The sequence below is a fragment of the Microbacterium sp. KNMS genome (assembly GCF_053851835.1).
The window spans coordinates 1-25,968 of record NZ_JBSQBP010000030.1 but is presented as its reverse complement, the minus strand read 5'-3'; the positions used below and the strand labels follow the sequence as shown (position 1 = coordinate 25,968).

Here is a 25,968-nt window from a genome sequence, read left to right as displayed (position 1 = left end):
GCTAAGTTTGAGATCGCAACTTTTCCTTGCGCGGAGCGCACGGCGTCCACCAGCCTGGGTGCCGACCATCCGTACCGCGCAAAGGAGCGTGCATGATGCCCTCACCCCTTCGCAGACGCCGCCGCGGCGTGCTCGCCGCGCTTGCCGCGTCGCTGCTCGCCGCCTCGGCCCTCGCGGCTGTTCCCGCCGCCGCCGAGGAGGCGCCGCCCGTGATCGCGACCGACTTCGAGAGCGGGCTCGACGGCTGGGCGCCGCGCGACAGCGGATCCGGCGCGCCGACCGTCACCGTGACCGACGCCGATGCCCACGCGGGGGTCGGGGCCGCGCTCATCGCGGACCGCACCTCGCAGGGCAGCGGGATCATCCGCGATGTGACGGGCGTGCTCATCCCCGGCGAGACATACGACCTCACCGCCTGGGTGCGCTTCGCGCCCGGACAGCCCGCCGACGCCGTGTGGGCGAGCATGGCGCGGACGACCGCGGGCGCGACGAGCTACGACACGATCGCGCAGCACGCCGCAGCGACCGACACGGGCTGGACGCAGCTCAGTGCGCGGTTCACGATGGGCGCCGCCGAGAGCGCGCAGCTGTACTTCGAGACGGCCTACGGCGGCACGAACACCTCCGACCTCCTCGTCGACGACATCGTCGTCACGCCGGTCGGCGACCCGCAGGTCGAGGATGCGGTCCCGCTGAAGGACACGGTCGACTTCCCCGTCGGCGTCGCGATCGACAGCCGAGAGACGACGGGCGCGGCAGCGGAGCTCCTCACGCGGCACTTCGACCAGATCACGCCCGAGAACCACATGAAGCCCGAGGCCTGGTACGACGCGGACCGCGTGTTCACGCCGCATCCTGAGGCGATCGCTCTCATGGACTTCGCGCGAGATGAGGGCCTGCGGCTCTACGGCCACGTGCTCGTCTGGCACGGCCAGACGCCGGCCTGGTTCTTCGAGCACGACGACGGCACGCCGCTCACGAACTCGGAAGCCGATCAGGCCATCCTCGCCGAGCGCATGCGCACGCACATCTTCGCGGTCGCCGAGTACCTCTCGTCCGGATGGGGCGCGTTCGGAGCGGAGAACCCGCTCGTCGCGCTCGACGTCGTCAACGAGGTCATCGACGACGGCGCGCAGTACGCCGACGGCATGCGCCGCAGCCGCTGGTACGACGTGCTCGGCGAGGAGTTCGTCGACCTCGCGTTCCAGTACGCCGACGAGGCGTTCAACCACGTGTACGCCGCGGACGGCGCCGACCGCCCGGTCACGCTCTTCATCAACGACTACAACACCGAGCAGGCGGGCAAGCAGGACCGATACGCGGCGCTCGTCGACCGCCTTCTCGCGCGCGGCGTGCCGGTGGACGGCGTGGGGCATCAGTTCCACGTGTCGCTGTCGACGCCCGTCTCCGCGCTCGCCGGCGCGCTCGACCGGTTCGCCGACGTGGGGGTGACGCAGGCCGTCACCGAGCTCGACGTGACGACCGGCACGCCGGTCACGGACGCGCTGCTCGTCGACCAGGGCTACTACTACCGCGCCGTCTTCGACGCGTTCCGCGAGCGTGCGGGCGAGCTGTTCTCCGTGTCGGTCTGGGGTCTCACCGACGGACGCTCGTGGCGCGTGGACTCGGGGGCGCCCCTTCTGTTCGACGACGCCCTGCAGGCGAAGCCCGCGTTCCACGGGGCCGCCGGGGGAGAGCTGCCGCCGCCGGCGCGCAGCGCGTCGGTCTTCCAGGGTGCGGTGCCGCTCGACGCGGATGCCGCCTCGGACGTCGCCTGGCGCCAGCTCCCTCTGCACGAGGCGGGTGACGCCGCGCGCTTCCAGCTGCGCTGGGACGCCGACCGGCTGACCGCGTATGTCGAGGTCGACGACACCACGCCGGGCGACGATCGCGTGGTGCTCTCCTGGAACGACGAGACAGCGGATGTCCCGCGCGGGGGAGGCGCCGAGGTCGAAGCGGTGGTCTCGGAGACGGCGACGGGGTACGCCGTCGTCGCGGCGCTGCCGCTCGCGGCCGCCGAGGGCGACAGCGTCCTGTTCGACGTGCGCGTCGTGGACGACGGATCGCCGCGCGGCGGCTGGAGCGCCGAGGGCACGCAGGGCTCGCTCGCGCTCGTCGGCCCTCTCGCGTACGCCGAGGTCCCTGAGGCCGCATCGGCGCCCGTGATCGACGGTGCGCCGGACGACGTCTGGGCGGACGCCGCGACGGTCGCGACGGACATCCAGGTCGACGGCGAGGCGGGTGCGACCGCCCAGGCGCGGCTCCTCTGGCGGGACGACGTGCTGTACGTCCGCGCCGAGGTAGCCGACCCGGTGGTCGACGTCAGCGGCGTGGACCCCTGGATCCAGGACTCGGTCGAGATCTACGTCGACGCCGGCAACGCCAAGAACGGCGCCTACCGTGCGCGGGACATGCAGCTGCGCGTGAACGCCGACGGCGTCGTCTCCTTCGGCGCCGGCGACGAGGCCGCGCAGGATGCGCGCACGGACACCGCAGCCGCGCGGACCGAGACGGGCTACGTCGTCGAGGCGGCGATCCGCCTCGATGGCGCGGGTGGGCCGGGCACCTTCCAGGGCCTCGACGTCCAGGTGAACGACGCGGCCGCCGGTGCCCGCACGGGCATCCGCAACTGGGCCGACCCGACGGGGCTGGGCTACCAGTCGACCGCGCGCTGGGGTGTCTTCCAGCTCGTCGCCGCGCCGCAGGAGCCGTCGATCACGGTGCCCGCCGGTGCCCAGGCGGGGGCGGAGACTGTCGTCACGGTCACCGGCGCCGCGCCGGGTGAGATGGTCGAGGTCAGTGCCGCGCGCGGCGAGGGACGCACGGGCGAGGTGATCGGCACGGCGGCGGCCGACGCGCGCGGCGTCGCGGAGGTGACGGTCGCCCTCCCGGACCGCCCCGGCGTGTGGCAGCTGACTGCGAGCGCGGACGGCGACGTCCTCGCCCAGACGCGGGTGAAGCTGAGTCGCTGAGCGGCGGCGAGAGCGGGCGGGGCGTCGACGGCGTCCCACCCGCTTCCGTGTCTCACACGCGGCCGGAATCCGCCCGGGTTTCTCGCGCGGCGTGAGACACGCTGGCGGAGTGACTTCGGCGACGGTGTTCGCATGTCTCATGTGTCGCGGGATACGGTGCCCCGTTCCCACGTCGAGCGAGACAAGCCGACCGGGTGGGGCCCGCATGTCTCACGTGCGGTGGGTATGGGCGCCTCTTTCCCACGCCGAGCGAGACATGCAACCAGGGTGGCGTCCGCGTGTCTCATGTTCCGCGGGATACGGCGCCCGGTTCCCACGCCAAGTGAGACATGCAACCGGGGTGGCGGTGACTGCCACGCGGGCAGGGGCGGGCGGGAGCTAGCGGGCGGGCGCGGTGGATGCCCGGATGACGAGCTGGGCGGGCATCCGGACATGGGCGTCGCTCGCGTCATCGCCGCCGTCGAGCTTGCCGAGCAGGATCCGCACGGCGGCGGCGCCCATCTCGCGCAGAGGCTGCCGGATGGTCGTCAGCGGCGGCTCATGCGAGGCGGCGGCGGGGATGTCGTCGAAGCCGACCACCGACAGATCGTCGGGGACGGAGATCCCGTGCGCGCGCGCGATCTCGATCGTGCGGATGGCCGAGAGATCGTTCGCGGCGAACACGGCCGTCGGCGGGTCGGCGAGCGACAGGAGCTGCTCGGCGGCAGGTGTCGACTCCTCGGATCGATACCCGCCGTCGACCACGAGCGCGGGGTCGAACGCGATGCCGGCCTCCGCGAGGGCCGTCCGGTACCCCTCCTCGCGCAGGCGGGCGGACTCGAGGTCGCGGCGACCGCGGACGTGCGCGATCCGCCTGTGACCGAGCTCGATGAGATGACGGGTCGCGGCGATCGCCCCTTCGAGGTTGTCGCTGTCGACGGTCGTCGCGCCCGCGGGGCCGGTGTGCGGGTCGATCGCGACGACCGGCACGCTGGCGGAGGGCGCCTCGACGGTCGGCGTCACGATGATGGCGCCGTCGATGAGCGTGCCGCCCAGGCGGGAGAGGGAGCGGCGCTCCCAGCCCTCATGGTGCCCCTCGGTCGGCCCCGAGAGGCTTCCCGCGTACGAGAGCAGGTCGTAGCCGGTGCCCTGCAGGGCCTCCGAGATCCCCTCGAGAAGAGAGAGCGCGAAGGGCTCGAACTCCGCGACGAGCACCCCGATGACGTGCGTGCGGCCGCGCCGGAGCGAGGCGGCGATGAGCGACGACTCGTAGCCGAGCTCCGTGACCACGCGCAGCACGTGCGCCGAGGTCTTGGCCGAGACGCCGTACCGCCCGTTGATCACCTTCGAGACGGTCGACACCGATACGCCGGCCACACGCGCGACATCATGGATGGTCGCGCGGCCGCTCGGCGCGGACTCCGGGGTCGGCGAGAACGTCACGCGTCAACGCTACTGCCGGACGGCCCCGGATGGCGGTCGGACACGGCCGTGTTTCAATCGTTATCGAAAACGATGTCGATAACGATTGACAATTTGTCGTGAGCGATGACATTCTCGTCTTCGCGGGGCGACTGTCGATGTCCGACGGATGCCCGGGATGTTCCCACTCGAGGACGAGGAGAGACGCGATGAGAGCACACAGGATCCTGACGATCGCAGCCGTCGCCGGCGCGGTGGCCCTGACGGGCTGCGCGGGCGGCAGCGGCGGCGGGGACGACGGGGACGTAACGATGACGCTCTGGCACAACTCGACCACCGGACCCGGCAAGCAGTACTGGGAGGACGCGGCCGCCGCGTTCGAGGCCGAGAACGAAGGGGTCACGATCGACGTCCAGTCGATCCAGAACGAGGACATGGATGGCCGCCTGCAGACTGCCGTGAACTCGGGCGACATGCCCGACCTCTTCATGGCGCGCGGCGGCGGCAAGCTCGCGGATGTCGTCGAGGCCGGAGCGGTCAAGGACCTCTCCGACCTCATCTCGGACGAGGTCCGGGCCGACTACGGCGACGGCGTGTTCGATGCCTTCACGATCGACGGCGCGACCTACGGCGTCCCCACGGCGGTGCTGCCCGGCGGCATCTTCTACAGCCAGGACCTCTTCGCCGACGCGGGCGTCGAGCCGGCCGGCACGATGGACGAGCTCGTCGACGCGACCGAGAAGCTCAAGGAGACGGGCGTCGCCCCGATCGCGCTCGGCGCGATGGACGCCTGGCCGGCCGCGCACTGGTACTACTTCTTCGCGCTGCGCGAGTGCAGCCAGGAGGTCATGTCGGAGATCGCGACGACGCTCGACTTCTCGGACGACTGCTGGCTCGCCGCGGGCGAGGACCTCGCCGACTTCGCCGAGACCCAGCCGTTCAACGAGGGCTACCTGACGACCTCGGCGCAGCAGGGCGCCGGCTCGTCGGCGGGCCTGCTCGCCAACCACCAGGCGGCCATGGAGCTCATGGGCGGCTGGGACGTGGGCGTCATCGCCTCGCTCACGCCCGACCAGAAGCCCCTCGCAGACCTGAGCTGGTTCCCCTTCCCGGCGGTCGACGGCGGCGACGGCGACCCGACGGCCATGATGGGCGGCGTCGACGGCTACTCGTGCTCGGTCGACTCGCCGTCGGCCTGCGAGGACTTCCTCAACTTCATCGCGTCGCAGGAGTGGCAGGAGAAGTACGCCGAGGCGTACCAGACCATCCCCGCCTCGAAGGCCGCTCAGGGCGCGGTCACCGACCCGGCCCTGCAGCCGCTCATGGAGGCCTACAACGAGGCCGCGTACGTCACGGTGTGGCTCGACACGCTGCTCGGCCAGAGCGTCGGCAACGCGCTCAACACGGCGGTCGTCGAGCTGCTCTCCGGCAACGGCTCGCCCGAGGGCATCGTCGAGGCCGTCGAGGGCGCGGCGGCGCGCGGCTGAGGAACGTCATGAGCTCCTCCCTCATCGAGGTGCCCCCGGCGGCCGACGCTCCCGCGTCGGCCGCCGGGCGGCCCGCCCGAGCGCGTCGCGGCGCCGCGGACTGGCGCAAGCGCGGCGAGATCGCGCTCCTCGCCGGCCCGGCGGTCGTCGTCTTCCTCGCGTTCGTCATCTTCCCCGTGCTGATGGCGGCCTACTACGGCTTCTTCAGCTGGAAGGGGTTCGGCCCGCCCACGAACTTCATCGGGCTGCAGAACTACATCACGATCCTGCAGGACCCGACGTTCCGCGACGCCGTGATCCACAACGGCGTCATCGTGATCGCGTCGCTCGTGCTGCAGGGGCCCCTGGCCATCCTGTTCGCCCTCCTGCTCAACCAGCGGATCCGCGGGCGGTCGATCATCCGCGTCCTCATCTTCGTCCCGTACGTCATCGCCGAGGTGGTGGTCGGAACCGGATGGAGCCTCATGCTCCAGGACGCGGGCGCGGTCAACAGCCTGCTCGGGAAGCTCGGCATCGAGGGTGCGTCGTGGATCGCCGATCCGGCGCTCGCGATGTGGACGCTCATCCTCATCATCACGTGGAAGTACATCGGCTTCGCGGTCATCCTCATGCTCGCCGGCCTGCAGGGCATCCCCGAGGAGCTGTACGAGGCCGCCGCGATCGACGGCGCGTCGTTCTGGCAGATCCAGCTGCGGATCACCCTGCCGCTGCTCGGGCCGACCATCCGCATCTGGGCGTTCCTGTCGATCATCGGATCGCTGCAGCTGTTCGACCTCGTCAACATCATCTGGGGCCAGTACGTCTCCGCGACGGCCGGCACCTCGACCATGGCGACGTACATGTACCTCAACGGCCACATGGCGGGCAACTACGGCTTCGGCAACGCGGTCGCCGTCGTGCTGTTCGTCATCTCGCTCGTGGTCGCGCTCGTCTACCAGCGCTTCGTGCTGCGACGCGACACGGAAGGCGCCCTCACGGGCGGGAAGGAGCGGAGGAAGTGAGCTCGACCACCCTCCTCGTCGTGCCGTCGGCACGCCGGCGGCGCCGCGTCGACAGCGGCATCGCACGCCGCCCCGGCGACGGCAGCCGCGCGATCACCTACCTCTGCGCGGTCGTCCTCATCGCCATCTGCATGGGGCCGGTCCTCTACATCGTGCTCGGCGGCTTCCGCACGAACTCGCAGATCACCGCCGACCCATCGGGCTTCCCCGCCCCGTGGGTCGTGACGAACTACACCGAGGTGCTCGCGAGCGGCACCTTCTGGCAGGCCATGGCGAGCTCGACGATCACGGCCCTCGCCACGACCGCGGGTGTGGTCGCCCTCGGGCTCATGGCGAGCTACGTCATCGCGCGCTACGACTTCATGGGGAAGGGCGCGCTGTACGCGCTCTTCGCCGCGGGACTCATGTTCCCCGTCACGGTCGCGATCACGCCGCTCTACCTGCTCGTGCGCAGCCTGGGCCTGACGAACAGCCTGCTCGGCGTCATCCTGCCGCAGATCGCCTTCGCCCTCCCGACGACGATCATCATCCTCGTGCCGTTCCTGCGGGCCATCCCCGCGGAGATCGAGGAGGCGGCCTCCATCGACGGGGCGAGCCGACTCGGCTTCTTCTTCCGGATGGTGCTGCCGCTGAGCCTCCCCGGCGTCATCACGACGGGCATCCTCGCCTTCATCGGGTCGTGGAACGGGTACATGCTGCCGCTGTTCATCCTGAGCGACCCGAACCTCTTCACGCTGCCCCTCGGCGTGCAGAACTTCGCGTCGCAGTACTCCGTCGACACGGCGCGCGTGCTCGCGTTCACGTCGCTGTCGATGCTGCCCGCGCTCATCTTCTTTAGCCTCTTCGAACGCCGCATCGTCGGCGGCCTCAGCGGGGCGGTCAAGGGATGACCGCCCCCGGATCCGCAGGGAACGCCATGACCGAACTGCCCCCTCTGCCCGTCGTGTCCGAGCGCGTGAGCGCTCTCCTCGAGCGCATGACGCTCGAGGAGAAGCTCGCCCAGCTCGTCGGCTACTGGCTCGACCGCGGAGGCGAGGTCGTGGCGCCGATGCAGGGCGAGATGGCCGGCGACGATGCGGGAGCGACTCTCGCCGAGATCACGCGCGACGGCATCGGCCACTACACGCGCGTGTACGGCACGCGGCCCGTCGACCCGGCCCAGCGCGCCGCGTGGCTGTGGGCGGAGCAGCGTCGGCTGAAGGCCGAGACCCGCCTCGGGATCCCCGCGATCGTCCACGAGGAGTGCCTCACCGGGCTCGCCGCGTGGAAGGCCGCGACCTTCCCGACGCCGCTCGCGTGGGGCGCGTCGTTCGATCCCGACCTCGTCGCCGAGATGGGCGCCGCGATCGGCGACACGATGCGCGAGCTCGGGATCCACCAGGGGCTCGCGCCCGTGCTCGACGTCATCGCCGACCCGCGCTGGGGGCGCGTCGACGAGTGCATCGCCGAGGACCCGTACCTCGTCGGCACGGTCGGCACCGCCTACGTGCGCGGCCTGCAGAGCGCGGGCGTGCATTCGACGCTCAAGCACTTCCTCGGCTACTCGGCGTCGAAGGCGGGGCGCAATCACGCCCCCGTCTCGGCGGGGCCGCGCGAGCTCGCCGACGTCTACCTGCCCCCGTTCGAGATGGCGCTCCGCGACGGCGGCGCCCGATCGGTGATGAACAGCTACACCGACATCGACGGCGAGCCCGTCGCCGCGCATCTCGGACTGCTCACGACCGTCCTGCGGGACGAGCTCGGCTTCGACGGCGTCGTCGTCTCGGACTACTTCTCGGTCGCGTTCCTCGAAGTCATGCACGGCGTCGCGGCCGACCGCGGCGAGGCCGCCGTCCAGGCGCTCCGGGCCGGCATCGACGTCGAGCTGCCCGCGGGCGACGCCTATCTCGCGCCGCTGGCCGAGCAGGTGCGGTCGGGCGGGATCGACATCCGCTTCGTCGACCGCGCCGTGCTGCGGGTGCTCGCGCAGAAGGAGGAGCTGGGCCTCCTTGACGAGGACGCCTTCTCTGACGAGCCGCCCGTCGAGATCGACGTGGACTCGCCGCGACACCGCGCGATCGCCCGGCGACTCGCCGCGGAGTCGCTCATCCTCCTCCGCGACGAGGGAGCGGTGCCGCTTCCCGCCGCCGCGCGCCGCGTCGCCGTGATCGGCCCCAACGCCGACCGCGCCGAGGCGCTGCAGGGCTGCTACTCGTTCGCGAACCACGTCCTCGCGCATCACCCCGACCATCCGCTCGGATTCGAGATCCCGACCGTGCGCGAGGCGCTCGCCGCGGCGCTCCCGCAGGCGGAGATCGTGCACGCGCGCGGCTGCGAGGTCGAGGGGGACGACCGCTCGGGCTTCGCAGAGGCCGTCGAGCTCGTGCGCTCGGCCGATGTCGCGGTCGTCGTCGCGGGCGATCAGGCCGGACTGTTCGGGCGCGGCACGGTCGGCGAGGGCAACGACGTCGAGTCGCTCGACCTGCCTGGCCCCCAGCGCGCGCTCGTCGAGGCCGCGGTCGCGACCGGCACGCCCGTCGTGCTTGTGCTCCTCACCGGCCGCCCGTATGCGATCGAGTGGGCGCTCGACGCGGAGACCGCGCCCGCCGCTGTCCTGCAGGCGTTCTTCCCCGGAGAGGGCGGCGGGCTCGCGATCGCCGACGTCCTCACGGGGGCGTCCGCACCGTCGGGACGTCTGCCGGTGTCGCTTCCGCGCTCGACCGGCGCGCAGCCGTACCGCTACCTGCACCCGCGTCTGGGCGGCCCGTCCGACGTGACGTCGACCGACTCGACGCCGCTGCGTCCGTTCGGCTTCGGCCTGACCGGGACCACGTTCGCCTACGCCGACCTCGAGGTCGACGCCGCGGCACCGACCGACGGCGTGATCCGCGCGGCGGTGACCGTCACGAACACGGGCGAGCGCGCAGGGGTGGACGTCGTCCAGCTCTACGGGCGTGACGTCGTCGGGTCGATCGCGCGCCCCGTGGCGCAGCTGCTCGGCTACGCGCGCGTCGCGCTCGAGCCCGGCGCGTCCGCGCGCGTCGTGTTCGACGTGCCCGCTCAGCGCTTCGCGTTCAGCGACCGCCGTCTCGTCCGCGTCGTCGAGCCCGGCGACGTCGAGCTGTGGGTCGCGGCTCACGCCGAGGCGTCGTCTGTCCGCGCCGACGGCGACGGCTCGATCAGCAGCACGCGGGCGCGGGTCGAGCGGACGCTCCCGGGCGACGCGACCGCGCGCGCGACCGTCGTGCTCACGGGCGACGTGCACGAGGTGACGGCCGCGGACCCCCGGCTCGTCGAGGTGCGCGTCGACGCCCTCGAGCGGGCCGAGGCACCCGTCAGCTGAGCGCCCGCGGTGCCGGGGCTGTGGCCATCCGGAGGGGATGGCCACCGCCCGGCACCGCCGATCCGCGCGAGGGCAGAGCGCGCCGCCCGGCACGCCGCACCGCGCACGCCGCGGGACCCGGATATCGTGATCGGAACGACAAATAGCGAGGGGATCGCGATGGCGGAACGGGCGATGAGCGTCGAGGGCGTGCGGCGCCGCAACCTCGGCGAGGTGCTGCGGCTCGTGCACGAGGAGGGCGCTCAGTCGCGCGCCCGCATCACGGCCGCGACGGGCCTCAACCGCTCGACGGTCGCCGACCTCGTGGGCGCGCTCGTCGACGCCGGCCTCGTCGTCGAACGCGAGCCGGACCCCACGCGGCGCGTGGGCCGTCCGTCGCCGATCGTCGCACCCAGCGCCGATGTCGTCGCGATCGCCGCGAACCCCGAGGTCGACGCGCTCGAGATCGGCGCGATCGCCCTCGACGGCACCGTGCGCGCCCGCGCCCGCGAGGAGGTCGACCACCTGCTCACCCCTGAGGAGACGGCCGACGCCATCGCGCGGATCGTGAGCGGATGGCGAGAGGGCTCCCTGCGCGAGGTGCGGATGGTCGGGGTCGGGGTGGCCGTGCCGGGTCTCGTCCGCGCGGACGACGGCGTCGTGCGTCTCGCGCCGCACCTCGGCTGGCGCGATGCGGCCGTCGGGGCCCTCATCGCCGACCGCGTGGGGCTGCCGGTCGTCGTCGGCAACGACGCGACCCTCGGCGCGCGAGCCGAGCACCTGTTCGGGGCGGCCGAGGGGCACCGCGACGTCGTCTACCTCAACGGCGGTGCGAGCGGCATCGGCGGCGGGCTCATCCTCGATGGGCGGGTGATCGCCGGCGCAGGCGGCTACGCGGGGGAGTGGGGGCAGAACACGCCGGGCATCCTCGACGGGGCCGATCGCGCGACGCCCGGCGGCGTGCTCGAGGACGAGGTGAGCAGGGCGCGGCTCCTCGCGGCCCTCGGCCTGTCCTCGGCCGACGACCCGACCCTCGCCGCCGCGCTCGCCGAGTCGTCCGCTCCCGGAGTCGTCGACGAGGTCGCCCGCCAGCGGCGCATCCTCGCGACCGCGCTCGCGAATGCGGTCAACGTGCTGAACCCGTCGGCCATCGTCCTCGGCGGCTTCCTCGGCATGATCGTCGCCGCCGACCCCGAGGGGTTCGACGAGGCCGTCCGGCGTCATGCTCTCGCGGCGCCTGCCGAGGCGCTCGACATCCGTCCTGCGGCGCTCGCCGAGGACCGTCTCCTCATCGGCGCCGCCGAGGCCGCGTTCGCTCCGCTGCTCGCCGATCCGCTCGCCTGAGGGGCGGCGGTCGCCGCGGGACCGAAACGCGGCGAGCCCGAAACGCGCCCCCGAGCCGCGCCGCTCCGGCCCCGCGGCCCTCAGCCGCGCGGGACGACGAGCCCGCCGTTGCGGCGATGCGGCAGTCGCGCGAGCGCCTCGTCGCGCAGGGGCGCGGGCAGAAGGCGCTGCGGCGCATCCTGGTACGCCACGGGGCGCAGGAATCGCCGGATGGCCGTGGCTCCGACGGAGGTGTGCAGCGAGGTCGTCGCGGGCCACGGTCCGCCGTGGTGCTGCGACCACGTGACCGCGACGCCCGTCGGCCAGCCCGCGAACAGCACGCGCCCGGCGACCGCCGTGAGCGCGTCGACGAGGGCGTCGACCTCCTCGTCCTCCTCCGCATGCAGGGTCGCCGTGAGGCTGCCGGGGACGGCCGCGATCGCCCGGAGCAGCTGCTCCTCGTCGTCGTACGCGACGAGGAGGGTCGCGGGGCCGAAGACCTCCTCGAGGAGCACGTCGGGGCGCTCGGCGATCGCGGCGGCGTCCGTCGCGATGACGACCGGGCGCGCGCCATCCGATGCGGCGCCGTGCGCGATCACGGTCGCGGACGGGTCGGCGGCGAGCCGGTCGACGCCCTCGGGGAAGGCCTCGGTGATGCGGTCGGTGAGGAGAGGCCCGCCGTGCGCGTCGGCGACCTGTGCCGCGACGGCGTCCTCGAAGCCCGCTCCGCGCGGCACGAACACGACGCCGGGCTTCGTGCAGAACTGACCGGAGCCCAGCGTGAACGAGCCGACGAGCCCTGCGGCGAGCTCGTCGCGGCGGGCGGCTGCCGCGCCTCGCGTGACGACGACGGGATTGAGGCTGCCGAGCTCTCCGTAGAAGGGGATCGGGTCGGGTCGTCCGGAGGCGAGGTCGAACAGCGCGCGCCCTCCGGCGACCGAGCCCGTGAAGCCGGCGGCGCGCACCGCCGGATGCACCACGAGCGCGTTCCCCGCCGCGCGCCCCTCGACGAGCGCGAGGGAGCCGCTCGGCGCCCCCGCGGCCTCGAGCGCGGCGGCGGCGATCTGCGCGGTGCGCCGCGAGAGCTCGGGGTGCCCGGAGTGGGCCTTCACGACGACGGGATTCCCGGCGGCCAGGGCCGATGCCGTGTCGCCGCCGCAGACCGAGAACGCGAACGGGAAGTTCGACGCCGAGAACACCGCGACTACGCCGAGCGGCACGAGCAGACGGCGCAGCTCGGGCCGAGGCGGCGTGGCCGAGGGGTCGGCGTCGTCGACGGTGAGCTCGAGGTAGGAGCCCTCCTCGACGACGCCCGCGAAGAGGCGCAGCTGCCCGGTCGTGCGGGCGACCTCGCCGCGCAGGCGCGTGCCGCCGAGCCGCGTCTCGCGGTCGGCGATCTCGACGAGCTCGTCCACGGCCGCGTCGAGCGCGTCGGCGAGCGCGCGCAGCCAGCGCGCGCGGGTGGCCGCGTCGGCGTCCCGCCATGCGGGGAACGCGGTGCGCGCGCGGGCGACGATCTCGTCGAGCTGGTCGGGTGTCGTGGTCATGAGGCGACCTCCAGATCGGGATGGGAGCGGAAGCGCAGGCCGAGGCCGAGGTGCGGCGCCTCCGTGAGGCGCCCGTCTGCGATGCGCACCGGGCTGGGATCGGCGAGGGCCCCGAGATCGCCGAAGCCGGCGTCCTCGACGTCCTCCGCGAGCGGGTCGCCCGGGAGGGTGAGCGCGAGCTGCCCCGACAGCTCGGGCAGCAGGTGCGGATGCACCTGCACGCCGTGCGCGTGCGCGCGCTCGACGATCCGGAGGAAGGGCGTGATGCCGCCCACGCGCACGACGTTCGGCTGCGCGAAGCGGATGGCCCCGCTCGCGAGGAACTCCTCGAATCGATGCACGGTGTGCAGGTTCTCACCCACCGCGATCGGCGTCGGGATGCGCCGCGACAGCTCGACATGACCCGCGAGGTCGTCGGCGCGCAGCGGCTCCTCGATCCACGCGGGCGCGAACGGGGCGAGCAGCTCCATCGCGGCGGTCGCGCGGTCGAGATCCCACCGCTGGTTCGCGTCGATCATGAGGCCGCGGTCGGGTCCGAGCACCTCGCGCACGGCGGCGACGCGGTCGGCGTCCTCGGCGAGGTCGGGCCGGCCGACTTTGATCTTCACGGCGTCGAAGCCGGCATCGACCCAGCGGCGCACCTGCGCGACGAGCTCGTCCTGCGTGTAGTGCAGGTTCACACCGCTGCCGTACGCGGTCACGCTGTCGCGACGGCGGCCGATGAGCGTCGAGAGCGGGGCACCGTGAGCGCGGCCCTCGGCGTCCCACAGGGCGAGGTCGAGCCCTGCGAGCGCGATCGTCGTGATGCCGCCGCCTCCGGCCTCGTGCAGGTGCCGCCACAGCTCATCCCACGTCCTCGTCGGGTCTGCGGGGCGGCCGATCGCGGCCGGAGCGATGTCGTGCTCGAGCATCGCGAGCACCGCCTCGGCGCCGATCTGCGGCGTCCAGGAGAAGCCCCATCCGCGGGCGCCGTCCGAGCGGACGACGGTCGTGGCGATGACGCCGACGCTCGTGACGTCGGCCGCCCACGGGCGCACGAGCGGCACGCGCTCGAGGCGCGCCGTGAGCGAGCGGATGGTCGTCACGCGGCGAGCTCCCGCCCGCGTTCGAGGAGGGCCGCGAGGCGCGCGAGCTGACCCGGGTTCGGGTCGATGAGCGGCGCGCGCACGGACCCGACGTCGAGGCCGGAGAGCCGCACGCCGGCCTTGATGAGCGAGACGGCGAAGCCGGGCGTCTCGTCTCGGAGCGCGACGAGAGGCGCGTAGAAGCCCTCGAGGAGCGCGCGCTGTCGCGCGGTGTCGCCCGAGCGGTGCGCGGAGAAGAACGCGACGGCCACCTCCGGCAGCATCGCGAAGACGGCGGAGGAGTACATCGGCACGCCGATCGCGGTGTACGCCGCCTGCGACAGCTCGGCCGTGAGCAGCCCGTTGAAGAAGAGCACGTCGCGCTCGGCGCGGGCCGCCTCGAGCACGAACTGCTGTGCGAGCGCGACGTCGCCCGTGCCGTCCTTGATGCCGACGACGCGCGGGTTCTGCAGGAGGCGCGCGACCGACCCGGGGGAGAACTGCGCGTTCGCGCGGTGGTAGACGATCACGGGGAGGTCGCTCGCCGCGGCGATCTGCTCGACGTACGCGATGAGGCCCTCCTGCGGTGCGCCGACGAGGTACGGGGGCATGACGAGCAGGCCGTCGGCGCCGGCCTCCGCCGCGATGCGCGCGCAGGCGACCGCGTGGCCGAGCGGGCCGCCGGCTCCCGCGATGACGGGCACGCGTCCTGCCGTCGCGCGCACGGCGGCCGTGACGGCCGCGCGCACGTCCTCGAGTGACAGGGTGTGGAACTCGCCCGTGCCGCACGCGGCGAACACGGCGCCCGGCTCGTGGGCGAGAGCGCCCGCGACGTGCTGCTCGACGAGGTCGGCGTCGACCCTGTCGTGCGCATCGAAGGCGGTCACCGGGAAGAACAGGACGCGGTCGGGGATGGCGAGGTCAGTCAAGGCGGTTCTCCTGTCGAGGGGCTGCGGACACCGCGACGCGCTCGCCGAGCTCGTCGCGCCACGCGTGCTGGGGGCGCCAGCCGAGCAGGCGCCGCGCCTTGGCGTTCGAGAACGCCGGAGCGGTGCCCGTGAGCTCGGCGGCCGCGCGGGCCGTGCCCGGGTGGAAGCGCGGGAGGAGCTCGCAGAGCGGCTCGCGCGCGAGGGCGTCGTCGGCGCCGACGAAGAACACCTCGCCGTTCGGGATGTCGCACATGGCCGCGAGCAGCGTGTCGGCGAAGCGGGACACATCGCGCGCATCGACGTAGTTGAACAGCGCGGGGGCCGACAGCGCCGGGTTGTCGAGCCGTTCGCGGACGGTGTGGCCCTGCTGGGTGGGCGCGCCCGCCCACTCCTCGGGGGCGATGACGTAGCAGGGGCGGAAGGCCGCATAGCGGATGGCGTCGCCGGTCTGACGACGCAGCATGCCGATGGACTGCTCGATGATGAGCTTCGACAGCGCGTACGCGTTCCAGGGGAGCGGGGGCGTGTCCTCGTCGAGCGGAAGCCGCTCGGGAGTCCAGCCCGTCGGAGCGCCGTAGCCGAGCACGGTCGGGCTCGACGCCGCGACAATCCGGCCGACGCCGGCCGCCGCCGCGGCTCCCATCACGGACACCGCGAGGCCCGCGTTCGCGCGCATGATGACGTCCTCGGGGGCGCTGAACGGGACGGCGATCGCCGCGAGGTGGATGAGGGCGTCGGGGCGCGCCTGCGCGATCGCGTCGGCCGCCGCGCCGGGGGCGCCGAGGTCGGCGGCGACCTGCTCGACGCCCGCGAGCTCGGGGGCGTCGGAGACCTGCCGGTCGACCGACACGAGGTCGTGGCCCGCGGCCGCGAGGCCCGCGACGAGGGTGCGGCCGAGGCGCCCCGCGCCGCCCGTCACGAGGATGCGGCTCACGGCTGGTCCTCGGCGAGCAGCGCGATGCCCAGGTCGGACACGCGCACGGGGAGTCCCGTCTCGAGCGAGCGGTTCCCGGCGATCCCGACGGCGATCGAGCGGATGCCGTCGCTCCAGTCGGCAGGGCGCCCGAGCGGGTCGTCGCCGGGGCCGACGAAGACGTCGGAGAGGAGCAGCGCGTCGCCGCCCCCGTGGCCCCCCTCGCCCGACCGGCGGATCTCGATCTCGACGGGCTCCTCCCAGTGCCGCTGCACGATGAGGCGCTCGCCGCTCGGGCGCAGGACCGACGTCTCCGCGTCGACCGCGCTCGGGTCGAGCACGGGATGGAGCCCCTCGTCGGGCACGAGGGATCCGCGCTCGACGACCTCGAGCTCGGCCCGCCCCTCGGTGCCGTTGATCGCGACGCGATAGCCCTCCCACGGCGCATGGGCGTTGAGGGAGTAGCCGAGCGTGGCTCCCGACGCGTAGTCCACGACGAGAGCGAGGTTGTCCTCGATCGTGATGCCGTCGCTGAAGACGTCGCGGTCGCGCACGTAGCCGTCGTGCTGCTCGGCCTCGAGGTACAGGGTCTTCAGACGCGGGTCCTCGCGCAGGTCGAGCTCGAACGGATCGTGCGCGCCCTCGTGCGTGCCGCGCTCGGGTCGCTCGCCGAGCCCGCGCGCGGCCGCGTTCTCCGCACCGTAGAAGCGCAGACCGCCCGAGGCGAACACGCGCCGCGGCTCGCTCGCGATCCACCAGTTGACGAGATCGAAGTGGTGGCTCGACTTGTGCACGAGGAGCCCGCCCGAATGCGCCTTCTCGCGGTGCCAGCGGCGGAAGTAGTCTGCGCCGTGCTTCGTGTCGAGCATCCAGGAGAAGTCGATCGACGTGACCCGCCCGATCCGACCCGACCGCACGACCTCGCGCAGCGCGCTGTTGCGCGGGGAGTAGCGGTAGTTGAAGGTGATGACGACCTGACGGCCTGTGCGCGCGACCGCCTCCTCGATGCGCGCGGCGCTCGGGGCGTCGATCGTGAGCGGCTTCTCCACGACGACGTCGACGCCCGCCTCGAGCGAGCGCACGATCATCTCGGCGTGCGTGTCGTCGCGAGAGCAGATGACGACCCGCTCGATGCGCTCGGCGCGGATCATGTCCTCGAGGCGGTCGGGCGTCCAGACGCTCGGCGTCGGCAGTCCCTTGCCTGCGACCCGCTGCGCGTACACGTCGGCGCGGACCGGGTTGGGCTCGCACAGCGCGACGAGCGCCGCCCGGTCGGCGTAGGTGTCCGTGATCGCGTCGACGTACATCTGGGCGCGGTGGCCGGTTCCGACGACGGCGTACCGGAGTTGGCTCATCGGTGAGTCCCTTCCTGAGAAAGCGGTTTCTCACGATACCACGAGGTCGCCCGCGGAGGCCAGCGTGCGGCTCAGGAAGCGGGCGGAGGGGCGGTGCTGCCGCGCACGGCGAGGGTCGGCGCGAGCACGACGGGCGGCGCGGCCGCGTCGTCCTCGAGTAGCGCTCGCATCGCGCTCCACGCGAGCTCGCCCATCCGATCGGTCGGAACGCTCGCGGTCGTGAGAGGCGGTGTGGTGTAGCGCGCGAACGGGATGTCGTCGAAGCCCGTCACGGACACCTCGTGCGGGACCGCCACCCCCTCTTCGTGGAGTGCGCTGAGGAGGCCCATCGCGACGAGGTCGTTGTAGGCGAGAACCGCCGTGGCCTCGTGGGCGCGCACGGTCGCGACCGCCGCGGAGCCGTCGGCGAAGCCCGTCCCGCAGGGTGCCTCGGCGATGTCGAGATCCGGATGGGCGGCCCTCGCCTCGGCGATCGCCGCGACGCGCCGCGCGTTCGACGCGCTGCCCGGGACGCCCGCGAGGTAGAGCAGGCGACGGTGGCCGAGCATCCGGAGGTGCTCGATGATCTCGCGGAGGCCGCGGCCGTAGTCGGCCGCGACGACGGGGGCGCCGTCCCCTCCGCGGTTCACGAGCACGGCGGGAGCGAGACGCGGCAGTGCCGCGGCCAGTTCGTCGTCGGGCATGCGCGGCGCGACGAGCACGATGCCGTCGGTGCGCCGGCGGGCCTGCAGCGCGAGCGCCGCCTCGTCGGCCGCGACCTCGGCGGAGTCGGCGACGAGCACGTGGTAGCCGTCGCCCGCCGCGGCGCGGCTCAGCGTGCGCAGGATGGCCTGGAAGGTCGGGTTCCCGAGGTCGGGCACGAGCACCGCGACGGTCTGGGTCTTCCCGAGCGCGAGGCTTCGCGCGAGGGGGCTCGCGCTGTACCCGAGCTCGGCCGCCGCGTCCTGCACGCGCTGGACGAGGGCCGGGTCGACCTTCGGGTTGCCGTTCATGACCCGCGACACGGTGGCCGGCGACACCCCCGCGTGCTTCGCGACATCCGAGATGCGCAGCTTGGCCGTCATGGATTCGAGCGTATCGGCCGTCGGGCGATCGTCCCGTCAGCGGTCGTCCGGGGTCGGCAGGCGGTAGACCGAGACGTGCGACGGCGAGTCGGCCGTGAACGGGCGTCCCGTCCAGTCCGCGTGGCGGGACTCGAGGGCGAAGCCGGCGAGGCGGGCCATGAGGTCGAGCTCCGACGGCCAGATGTACCGGTGATTGCTGCGGTCGAGGCGCGCCCGCCCCGACTCGTCGAAGCGGAAGTGGTGCGACGTGACGCGCTGATGCAGAGGGTCGTAGGTGTCGAGCAGGATGTAGCCGGGCTCGACGGCGCCCGCGGTCGCGGCTTTGCCGGGCGGGAGCGCGCGCAGCTCGGGCACCCACAGCTCGATGACGAAACGCCCGCCCGGCGTCAGGTGCCGAGCCGCGTTGCGGAAGCAGGCCACCTGCTCCTCCTGCGTGAGGAGGTTCGAGATGGTGTTGAAGACGAGATAGACGAGCGAGAACGCGCCGGGAGCCGTCGCCGTCGCCATGTCGCCCTGGACGACGGGTATCGCGTGCTCGTCGACCTTCGTGCGCAGCTGGGCGATCATCGCGGGGGAGAGCTCGATGCCGCTCACGGCGACGCCGCGCTCCGCGAGCGGAACGGCGACCCGGCCCGTGCCGATCGCGAACTCGAGCGCGGGGCCATCCTCGGCGAGCTCGACGAGGCGATCGACCGTGGGGCCGAGCACCTCGGGCGCGAACATGCCCTCGCCCGGCGTGTCATAGCGCCGGGCGATGTCCTCTGTCCACAGGTCGCTCGTCGTCATGGGTCCAGCGTGCCGTGCGCGGCTGCCGTCGTCCAGCCGGTCATCCGACCTCGAGTGTCGCGGGACGCGCGACACCGCGCACGTCGATGCGGGGCCAGGCCGGGTCGGCGCTCAGGACCTCGACGCCGCCCGCGCCATCGAGCACGACGGTGTCCTCGACCTTCACCCAGGGGGCCCAGGGGTTCCAGGCGAAGGCCTGGTTCTCCGCCACGCGGTCGCGGAGCACGGGCGCGGCCTTGGGGTCGCGTCCTGCGTATCCCGTCGGCCCGCCCTGGTGGTGGCGCAGCCAGCCGTCCTCGCCGAAGCCATGGCGCCGGTAGCTCGCGGCGATGTCGTCGAGCACGTCGCCGAGCGCGCGGCCCGCGCGCGTCGCGGCCCAGGCGTCGGCCTCGACCTCGAGGACCCGCGGCGCGCCATCCGGCTCGGACCCGCGGAAGCGCACCCAGCGCGTGAGACTCACGTGGAGGCCGTCGCGCTTCGCGGTCGCGACCGCCATCGCGCGGTCGCCGAGCGGGGTCGCCGTCGGCAGCGGGTGCTGCACCCCGCCCCGGGCGGCTCCCGCGGCGAGCACGACCGCCGGCTCGGCGCCGCGGGCGAGGATGGCGTGCGCGAGGCGCCCGGCGAGCTCGAACTCCGACATCTCGGGAGACGCCTCGGCGAGCACCTCGGTCATCGCGCGCGCGGCGTCGGCGCCGAGACGCCGGTAGCGCCCGTGCTCGACCGGGAGAAGGCTCGCGCGTGCCGCGCGCAGCTCGGTCTCGAGCTCGGTCTCGTCGACGACGCCGTCGATCGGCGGTGCGAGGGGCGCGAACCAGTCGACGGCGCGGATCTCGGCGCCGCCGATCTCCTCCTCCGCGAGACGCTCGGCCTCGTTGCGCGGGGCGGTCACGACGATCTCACCGTCGACGCGGACCACCGCCGAGAAGACGGGCGGACCGCCGAGCGGGACCGAGGTGCGCGCCCCGTCGAGCAGCCAGGACAGGCTCGCGCCGGATGTCAGCCGCACGGCGGTCGCGCCGCGCCGGTCGAGGAGGTCCGCGATGCGCGCGAGCTTGTGCGGACGGTCGGTCGAGACGGCGGCCCTGCCGGTCAGCGTGGTCATGGGTGCTCCCTTGCTCGGCACACACTCTACGCGAGGAACCGGTTTCTCGGTGCGACGGCACGGCCGGTGCCATCGCCACGGCAGGAGAATCGCGCGGCTGCAGGACGCGAACGCGCGGATGGTCCTGCTCCGGACGGAAAGTCCTGCGCTCGACCGGGCTGCGCGGGACGGGCAGTGCGACGCGCTGCGACCGGCTGTGCGGGCGAGGGCGCTAGGCGCGGGCGAGAGCCTGGTCGAGGTCGGCGATGATGTCGGCGGCCTCCTCGAGGCCGACCGAGATGCGGATGGTGCCCTGCGAGATGCCGGCGGCCGCGAGCTGATCGGGCGTCATGTGGTTGTGCGTCATCGAGGCGGGGTGCGCGACGATCGTGCGCGCGTCGCCGATGTTCGCCACGAGGCGGATGGTCCGCAGGGCGTCGATCACCCGCTCCACACGGTCGAACGTGTCCTCGTCGCTCGGCGCGAGCTCGAACGCGAACACGCTCGGCGAGCCCTTCGGGAGGTACGTCTCAGCGCGCGCCCGCCACGGGTTCGTCTCGATCGACGGGTGGAAGACGACGCCGACCGACGGATGGGCGTCGAGGAAGGCCGCGACGGCCTTCGCGTTCTCGACGTGGCGGCTCACGCGCAGGTCGAGGGTCTCGAGCCCCTGGATGAGCTGGAACGCGTTGAAGGGGGAGAGCGCGGGGCCCAGATCGCCGACGAACTTCGACTTCACGAGGGTCGTGAAGGCGCGCTCGCGCCCGAAGGCCTCCCAGAGCGAGACGTCGCCGTAGCGCCAGTGCGGCACGAAGAGGCCGGGCCACTTCTCGGGCTCGGCGGAGAAGTCGAACGTGCCGAGGTCGACCACGACGCCGCCGAGCGACGAGCCGTGTCCGCCGATGAACTTCGTCGCGGAGTGCACGACGATGTCGGCGCCGAAGTCGCGGGGGCGGAGGAGGAACGGCGTCGCGACCGTGTTGTCGATGACGAGGGGCACGCCAGCCTCGTGGGCGATGTGGGCGACCGCCGAGATGTCGAGCACCTGCGCGATCGGGTTCGCGACCGACTCGGCGAAGAACGCGCGCGTGCTCGGACGGACCGCGCGGCGCCATCCGTCGAGGTCGTCCTGGTCGACGAACGTGACGTCGAGGCCGAAGTCGCGGAAGGTGTCGTCGAAGAGGTCGACCGTGCCCCCGTACAGCTGACTCGCCGCGACGATGTGGCCGCCGCGCCCCAGCAGGGCGAGCGTCGCGAGCGCGACCGCGGCCTGGCCCGAGGCGACGGCCGCGGCGGCCACGCCGCCCTCGAGACGCGCGAGGCGCTGCTCGAGCACGGCCTGCGTCGGGTTGTTGTTGCGGCTGTAGATGTAGCCCTTCTCGCGCAGCGCGAACTTCTCGCGCGCCTCGGTGAGCGACGAGAAGGCGTAGGCCGAGGACTGGTACACGGGAGGGAGCACCGTGAACTCGGGCGTGCCCGGCACGTAGCCCGCGTGGAGCTGGGTCGTGGCGAATCCCGCCGTCGGCTCGGCCTGTGTCATGCGGCCATTCTGTCGACCGGCAGGGGGTCGCCCGGAATCCGTATGACGCCGTGTTTCGGCGCGGGAATGCCGCGCCGGGTCAGGGGATGAGCAGCACCTTGCCGTTCGCGCCCTCCTCGACGAGCCGATGCGCCTGCGGCGCCTCGGCGAGCGGGAGCGCTTCGCCGATCTCGACGCTGAACCGCCCGGCGGCCAGGAGCGCGAGCGCGACGGGCACCGCTTCCAGACGCCAGGCCTCCTGCTGCGGCGTGAGCGGCCGAGGCGAGCCTCCGCTGAAGGCGCGGATGCCGAGCGCGTCGGCCTTCGCGCCCTGCACGAGCGTGGCGATCCGCGTGCGGTCGTCGAGGAGCTCGAGCGACGCGTGCAGCGCCTCGTCGGTGCCGACGGCGTCGAGGATCACGGTCGGACCGTGCGGGGCGAGCGCGCGCACACGGTCGACGAGGCCCGGCCCGTACGCGACCGGCTCGCCGCCGAGCCCGCGCACGCGGTCGGCCCGCGCGTCGCTCGTCGTGGCGATGACGCGTGCGCCGGCGAGCACGGCGAACTGGATGACCGCCTGTCCGACGGCGCCGGAGCAGCCGTGCACGAGGAGCGTGTCGTCGGCGCGCACGCCGAGCGAGCGCAGGGCCTGGTACGCCGTCCCGATCGGGATGCCGAGCGCTGCGCCCTGTGCGGCCGTGACGCCCGCGGGGCGCGCGAACACGTGATCGGCCGGTGCGACGACATCCGTCGCGTAGGCGCCCTGCGCGCCCGTGAACGCGACCGGGTCGCCGACGCGGAAGCCGTCGACGTCCGCGCCGACCGCGGTGATGTGGCCGGCGCCGTCGCTGCCGACGCGGCGGGGCTCGGTGATCGGCGGAGTGGGGCGCAGCCCGGTCCTGAGCTTCCACTCGACGGGGTTCACGCCGGCCGCCTCGACCCGGATGGCGACCTCGCCGGGTCCGGGGACGGGATCGGGGACGTCTGCGAGCGTCAGGACCTCGGGGCCGCCGAGCTCGGTGTGCTGGATCGCCTTCGCCATGCCTTCACGGTAGCGCGCGGAAGGGGCGCCGGGACCGATCCCGACGCCCCTTCCATTCGAGGTCAGGCGCGCGCGGCTGCAGCCTCGGCTGCCGCGACGTGCGCGGGGGCGACCGGCACGAGGCGGCTGAGCTGCGTCACGTGGCGCGGCTCGAGCTCCTCGAGGGTGGAGACGCCGAGGAGTGCCATGGTGCGCTCGATCTCGGTCCGCAGGATCGCGATCATGCGGTCGACGCCCGCACGGCCGCCGGCCATGAGCCCGTAGAGGTACGCGCGGCCGACGAGCGTGAACTTCGCCCCGAGCGCGACCGAGGCGACGATGTCGGCGCCGTTCATGATGCCCGTGTCGATCATCACGGTCGCGTCGGAGCCGACCTCGCGCACGACGTTCGGCAGGAGGTGGAACGGCACGGGGGCGCGGTCGAGCTGACGGCCGCCGTGGTTGGACAGCACGATGCCGTCGACGCCGAGGTCGACGAGGCGCTTGGCGTCCGGCACGTTCTGCACGCCCTTCACGACGAGCTTGCCGGGCCACATCGAGCGGATGATGTCGAGGTCGTCGTACGAGATGGTCGGGTCCATCGCGGCGTTGAGCAGGTCGCCGACCGTGCCGCCCGTCGACGAGAGCGACGCGAACTCGAGCTTGGGCATCGTGAGGAAGTCGAACCACCACCACGGGCGCGGGATGGCGTTCACGATCGTGCCGAGGGAGAGCTGCGGGGGGATCGAGAAGCCGTTGCGCTTGTCGCGCAGGCGGGCGCCCGCGACCGGGGTGTCGACCGTGAACATGAGGGTGTCGAACCCGGCCTTGGCGGCGCGCTCGACGAGGCCGTACGAGATCTCGCGCTGGCGCATGACGTAGAGCTGGAACCAGTTGCGGCCGTTCGGGTTCGTCGCCTTGACGTCCTCGATCGAGGTCGTGCCGAGCGTCGACAGCGTGAACGGGATGCCCGCGGCGGCGGCCGCGCCCGCGCCCGCGTACTCGCCCTCGGTCTGCATGAGGCGCGTGAACCCGGTGGGCGCGATGCCGAACGGGAGCGCGCTCGGCCCGCCGAGGATCGTCGTCGACGTGTCGACGTGCTCGGCCGGCCGGAGGATGTCGGGGTGGAACTCGATGTCCTCGAAGGCCTGGCGGGCGCGCGCGATCGAGAGCTCTCCCTCGGCGGCCCCGTCGGTGTAGTCGAACGCGGCCGCCGGTGTGCGGCGCTTGGCGATCGCGCGCAGGTCGTACGTCGTGAGCGCCGCCTCGAGACGGCGTCGCTTGCCGTTGAGGTCGGGCTTCTTGAACTGCATGAGCTCGAGGAGCTCAGCGGGGTTGGGCAGCTGGCGCTTGAGCATTCTGCTCCCTCTCCGTGGTGATCTGGTCGTAGTAGGTCGTGATGTGGTCGTGGATGGCCGTGGCCGCGGCGTCCTCGTCGGAGTCGGCGATCGCCGCGAGGATGCCGCGATGCTCATCGCGAAGCCGCCCGCAGGTCGCGGTCCAGTCGCCGACCGCGTGCGCTCCCGCGGTCACATAGGACTCGATCGCCGATCGGAGGCCCGCCATCGTCGCCGTGATGACCTGGTTGCCCGAGGCCTCGGCGAGCGAGAGGTGGAACTGCTGATCGAGCGCGAGGAACTCGGCCTCCGAGAGCGAGGGCTCGTCCATCGCGTCGAGGAGCGACGTCGCGGCCGAGAGGTCGGGGGAGATGCGCGCGAGATGGCGCGCGACGTGCGTCTCCAGCACGAGGCGCGTGTCGACGATGTCGGACACGGGGAACCCGGTCGCCGCGAGCTGCAGCCGCATGAGGGCCGACATCCCGCCGCCCGGGACCGCGACGATGATCGCGCCTGACGAGGGGCCTGAGCCGGTCGCCGTGCGGACGAGGCCGAGCACCTCGAGCACGCGGATGGCCTCGCGCACGCTCGAGCGCCCGACGCCGAGCTCGGCCGCGAGCGCACGCTCGCCGGGGAGGCGGTCGCCGGGGGCGAGCGATCCGTCGAGCAGGGCGCGCTCGAGGTGGGAGAGGACGCTCTCCCAGGCGCGCTGATCGTCTGCCATGACGTCTCCTGTGGTCTGACCACTGTGGTCAGACCACACGCTATCACGTCTGCGGGGTACCGTCGAGAGATGCCCCGCTCCCCGCTTCCGCAGCGCCACGGCCTCGATGCGGCGTGGGTGCGGACGCCGCGCACGAGCCCGCACGCGTCGCTGCGCGATCACCTCGCCGCGCACATGCCGCGCCTGCGGCCCGAGCGTCTCGACGAGATGCTCGACGAGGGCGCCTTCGTCGACGACGAGGGCCGCCCGTTCGCCCCGGACGCGCCGTTCCGGCCCCATATGTTCGTCTGGTTCCATCGCGATCTGCGCGAGGAGGCGGAGGTGCCGTTCCCGCTCGAGGTGCTGCACCAGGACGAGCGGATCGTCGTGGTCGACAAGCCGCACTTCCTCGCGACCATCCCGCGCGGCCGGCACGTCCAGCAGAGCGTCGTCGTGCGCGCTCGCCGCATGCTCGGCCTCCCCGAGCTCTCGCCGGCGCACCGTCTCGACCGCGTGACCGCGGGGGTCCTCCTCCTCACGACCGAGCGGCGGTGGCGGCGCGCCTACCAGTCGATGTTCGAGGAGCGCGTGCCGCAGAAGGAGTACGAGGCGGTGGCCGCGGCGCCCGGCGACCTCGAGCTGCCCGCGCACGTGCGCAGCTGCATCACCAAGGAGCATGGCGTCATGCAGGCGTTCGAGCACGACGACCGCCCGCCGAACGCGCACACGCTCATCGAGCTCATCGAGGAGAGCGGCGGCCTCGCGCGCTATCGCGCGACGCCCTTCACGGGGAAGACCCACCAGATCCGCCTGCACATGAACCGGATCGGGCGGCCGATCGTCGGCGACCCCATCTACCCGCGCGTGCAGGAGGTCGACATCGACGACTTCTCATCCCCTCTGCAGCTGCTCGCACGCACGCTGCGGTTCGTCGACCCCGTCGACGGCACGGAGCGGGAGTTCGAGAGCCGACGGGTGCTGGAGGCGTTCCCAGCGCAGAAGTGACGGCGCGGTGCGTTGGTCCGTGCCCCGCGGGCGCGGTGTCTGAGGCCTGGCGCCGGGATTGGGAGCGACGATCCCACGCCTGCTTCGTTATCGTTCTGTGACCTTTTGTGCTTCGTTCTGGCTCGTAGAGGTCTTCGAATGTCCGTGGTGGGCGGGACA

General features: G+C 72.9%; 20 protein-coding genes. 7 read left to right on the top strand and 13 right to left on the bottom strand.

All coding sequences use genetic code 11. The features are described 5' to 3' along the window. Positions 1 to 92: 92 nt before the first annotated feature. Positions 93 to 2,972 (top strand): endo-1,4-beta-xylanase, encoded by a 2,880-nt coding sequence (locus ACWXWW_RS15900; RefSeq protein WP_455970807.1) that lies wholly within the window; start codon positions 93 to 95, stop codon positions 2,970 to 2,972. A 378-nt stretch (positions 2,973 to 3,350) separates the two neighbouring features. Here the strand turns inward: ACWXWW_RS15900 and ACWXWW_RS15895 are convergent, their stop codons facing one another. Beyond that, the gene (locus ACWXWW_RS15895) at positions 3,351 to 4,394 is read right to left on the bottom strand and encodes a LacI family DNA-binding transcriptional regulator (protein WP_455970805.1); all 1,044 of its coding nucleotides are present in this window, start codon (positions 4,392 to 4,394) and stop codon (positions 3,351 to 3,353) included. Positions 4,395 to 4,582: 188 nt separating this feature from the next. On the opposite strand from ACWXWW_RS15895, the gene ACWXWW_RS15890 reads away from it, so the two are divergent. From ACWXWW_RS15890 to ACWXWW_RS15870, 5 genes are all read left to right on the top strand, one after another. Next, positions 4,583 to 5,860, top strand: coding sequence for an ABC transporter substrate-binding protein (locus tag ACWXWW_RS15890; RefSeq protein WP_271172765.1), 1,278 nt, complete (start codon positions 4,583 to 4,585; stop codon positions 5,858 to 5,860). Between the two features lie 8 nt (positions 5,861 to 5,868). Beyond that, the gene (locus ACWXWW_RS15885; protein WP_421074378.1) at positions 5,869 to 6,861 is read left to right on the top strand and encodes a carbohydrate ABC transporter permease; all 993 of its coding nucleotides are present in this window, start codon (positions 5,869 to 5,871) and stop codon (positions 6,859 to 6,861) included. Further along, positions 6,858 to 7,751 (top strand): carbohydrate ABC transporter permease, encoded by an 894-nt coding sequence (locus ACWXWW_RS15880; RefSeq protein ID WP_374727737.1) that lies wholly within the window; start codon positions 6,858 to 6,860, stop codon positions 7,749 to 7,751. The genes ACWXWW_RS15885 and ACWXWW_RS15880 overlap by 4 nt, the downstream gene beginning before the upstream one ends. 26 nt (positions 7,752 to 7,777) lie before the next feature. Further along, positions 7,778 to 10,183, top strand: coding sequence for a beta-xylosidase/alpha-l-arabinosidase (locus ACWXWW_RS15875; RefSeq protein ID WP_455970803.1), 2,406 nt, complete (start codon positions 7,778 to 7,780; stop codon positions 10,181 to 10,183). 159 nt (positions 10,184 to 10,342) lie between these two features. Next, positions 10,343 to 11,506, top strand: a complete 1,164-nt coding sequence (locus ACWXWW_RS15870) for an ROK family protein (protein WP_455970801.1) — start codon at positions 10,343 to 10,345, stop codon at positions 11,504 to 11,506. Between the two features lie 80 nt (positions 11,507 to 11,586). Here ACWXWW_RS15870 and ACWXWW_RS15865 read toward each other — a convergent pair whose 3' ends face one another. The 12 genes from ACWXWW_RS15865 to ACWXWW_RS15810 all read right to left on the bottom strand — a co-directional run bounded on the left by ACWXWW_RS15865 (position 11,587) and on the right by ACWXWW_RS15810 (position 24,825). Then, positions 11,587 to 13,032: an aldehyde dehydrogenase (NADP(+)) gene (locus ACWXWW_RS15865; protein ID WP_455970799.1), complete on the bottom strand. Its 1,446-nt coding sequence runs from the start codon at positions 13,030 to 13,032 to the stop codon at positions 11,587 to 11,589. Next, on the bottom strand, positions 13,029 to 14,117 hold the full coding sequence (locus ACWXWW_RS15860; protein WP_455970797.1) for a mandelate racemase/muconate lactonizing enzyme family protein: 1,089 nt from the start codon (positions 14,115 to 14,117) through the stop codon (positions 13,029 to 13,031). The genes ACWXWW_RS15865 and ACWXWW_RS15860 overlap by 4 nt, the downstream gene beginning before the upstream one ends. After that, positions 14,114 to 15,025 (bottom strand): 5-dehydro-4-deoxyglucarate dehydratase, encoded by a 912-nt coding sequence (locus ACWXWW_RS15855; protein WP_455970795.1) that lies wholly within the window; start codon positions 15,023 to 15,025, stop codon positions 14,114 to 14,116. The genes ACWXWW_RS15860 and ACWXWW_RS15855 overlap by 4 nt, the downstream gene beginning before the upstream one ends. Then, positions 15,018 to 15,959 carry an NAD-dependent epimerase/dehydratase family protein gene (locus ACWXWW_RS15850; protein WP_455970793.1) on the bottom strand — a complete coding sequence of 314 codons (942 nt, stop codon included), beginning with the start codon at positions 15,957 to 15,959 and terminating at the stop codon, positions 15,018 to 15,020. The genes ACWXWW_RS15855 and ACWXWW_RS15850 overlap by 8 nt, the downstream gene beginning before the upstream one ends. Beyond that, positions 15,956 to 17,293 carry a Gfo/Idh/MocA family protein gene (locus tag ACWXWW_RS15845; RefSeq protein WP_455970791.1) on the bottom strand — a complete coding sequence of 446 codons (1,338 nt, stop codon included), beginning with the start codon at positions 17,291 to 17,293 and terminating at the stop codon, positions 15,956 to 15,958. Before ACWXWW_RS15845 ends, ACWXWW_RS15850 begins: the two co-directional genes overlap by 4 nt. Positions 17,294 to 17,364: 71 nt before the next feature. After that, the gene (locus ACWXWW_RS15840) at positions 17,365 to 18,357 is read right to left on the bottom strand and encodes a LacI family DNA-binding transcriptional regulator (protein WP_455970789.1); all 993 of its coding nucleotides are present in this window, start codon (positions 18,355 to 18,357) and stop codon (positions 17,365 to 17,367) included. Positions 18,358 to 18,393: 36 nt separating this feature from the next. Beyond that, positions 18,394 to 19,143, bottom strand: coding sequence for a class I SAM-dependent methyltransferase (locus tag ACWXWW_RS15835; RefSeq protein WP_455970787.1), 750 nt, complete (start codon positions 19,141 to 19,143; stop codon positions 18,394 to 18,396). A gap of 40 nt (positions 19,144 to 19,183) precedes the next feature. Beyond that, complete coding sequence (locus ACWXWW_RS15830; protein ID WP_455970785.1) at positions 19,184 to 20,245, bottom strand: M24 family metallopeptidase; 1,062 nt, start codon at positions 20,243 to 20,245, stop codon at positions 19,184 to 19,186. A gap of 211 nt (positions 20,246 to 20,456) precedes the next feature. Continuing rightward, the gene (locus tag ACWXWW_RS15825) at positions 20,457 to 21,764 is read right to left on the bottom strand and encodes an O-acetylhomoserine aminocarboxypropyltransferase/cysteine synthase family protein (protein WP_271172754.1); all 1,308 of its coding nucleotides are present in this window, start codon (positions 21,762 to 21,764) and stop codon (positions 20,457 to 20,459) included. A gap of 79 nt (positions 21,765 to 21,843) precedes the next feature. Continuing rightward, positions 21,844 to 22,785 (bottom strand): quinone oxidoreductase family protein, encoded by a 942-nt coding sequence (locus tag ACWXWW_RS15820; RefSeq protein WP_455970783.1) that lies wholly within the window; start codon positions 22,783 to 22,785, stop codon positions 21,844 to 21,846. Positions 22,786 to 22,847: 62 nt separating this feature from the next. Further along, positions 22,848 to 24,122, bottom strand: a complete 1,275-nt coding sequence (locus tag ACWXWW_RS15815) for an alpha-hydroxy acid oxidase (protein ID WP_282978589.1) — start codon at positions 24,120 to 24,122, stop codon at positions 22,848 to 22,850. After that, positions 24,091 to 24,825 carry a FadR/GntR family transcriptional regulator gene (locus ACWXWW_RS15810; RefSeq protein ID WP_455970781.1) on the bottom strand — a complete coding sequence of 245 codons (735 nt, stop codon included), beginning with the start codon at positions 24,823 to 24,825 and terminating at the stop codon, positions 24,091 to 24,093. The genes ACWXWW_RS15815 and ACWXWW_RS15810 overlap by 32 nt, the downstream gene beginning before the upstream one ends. Positions 24,826 to 24,894: 69 nt before the next feature. On the opposite strand from ACWXWW_RS15810, the gene ACWXWW_RS15805 reads away from it, so the two are divergent. Then, positions 24,895 to 25,809: a pseudouridine synthase gene (locus tag ACWXWW_RS15805; RefSeq protein ID WP_282978584.1), complete on the top strand. Its 915-nt coding sequence runs from the start codon at positions 24,895 to 24,897 to the stop codon at positions 25,807 to 25,809. Positions 25,810 to 25,968: the final 159 nt, after the last annotated feature.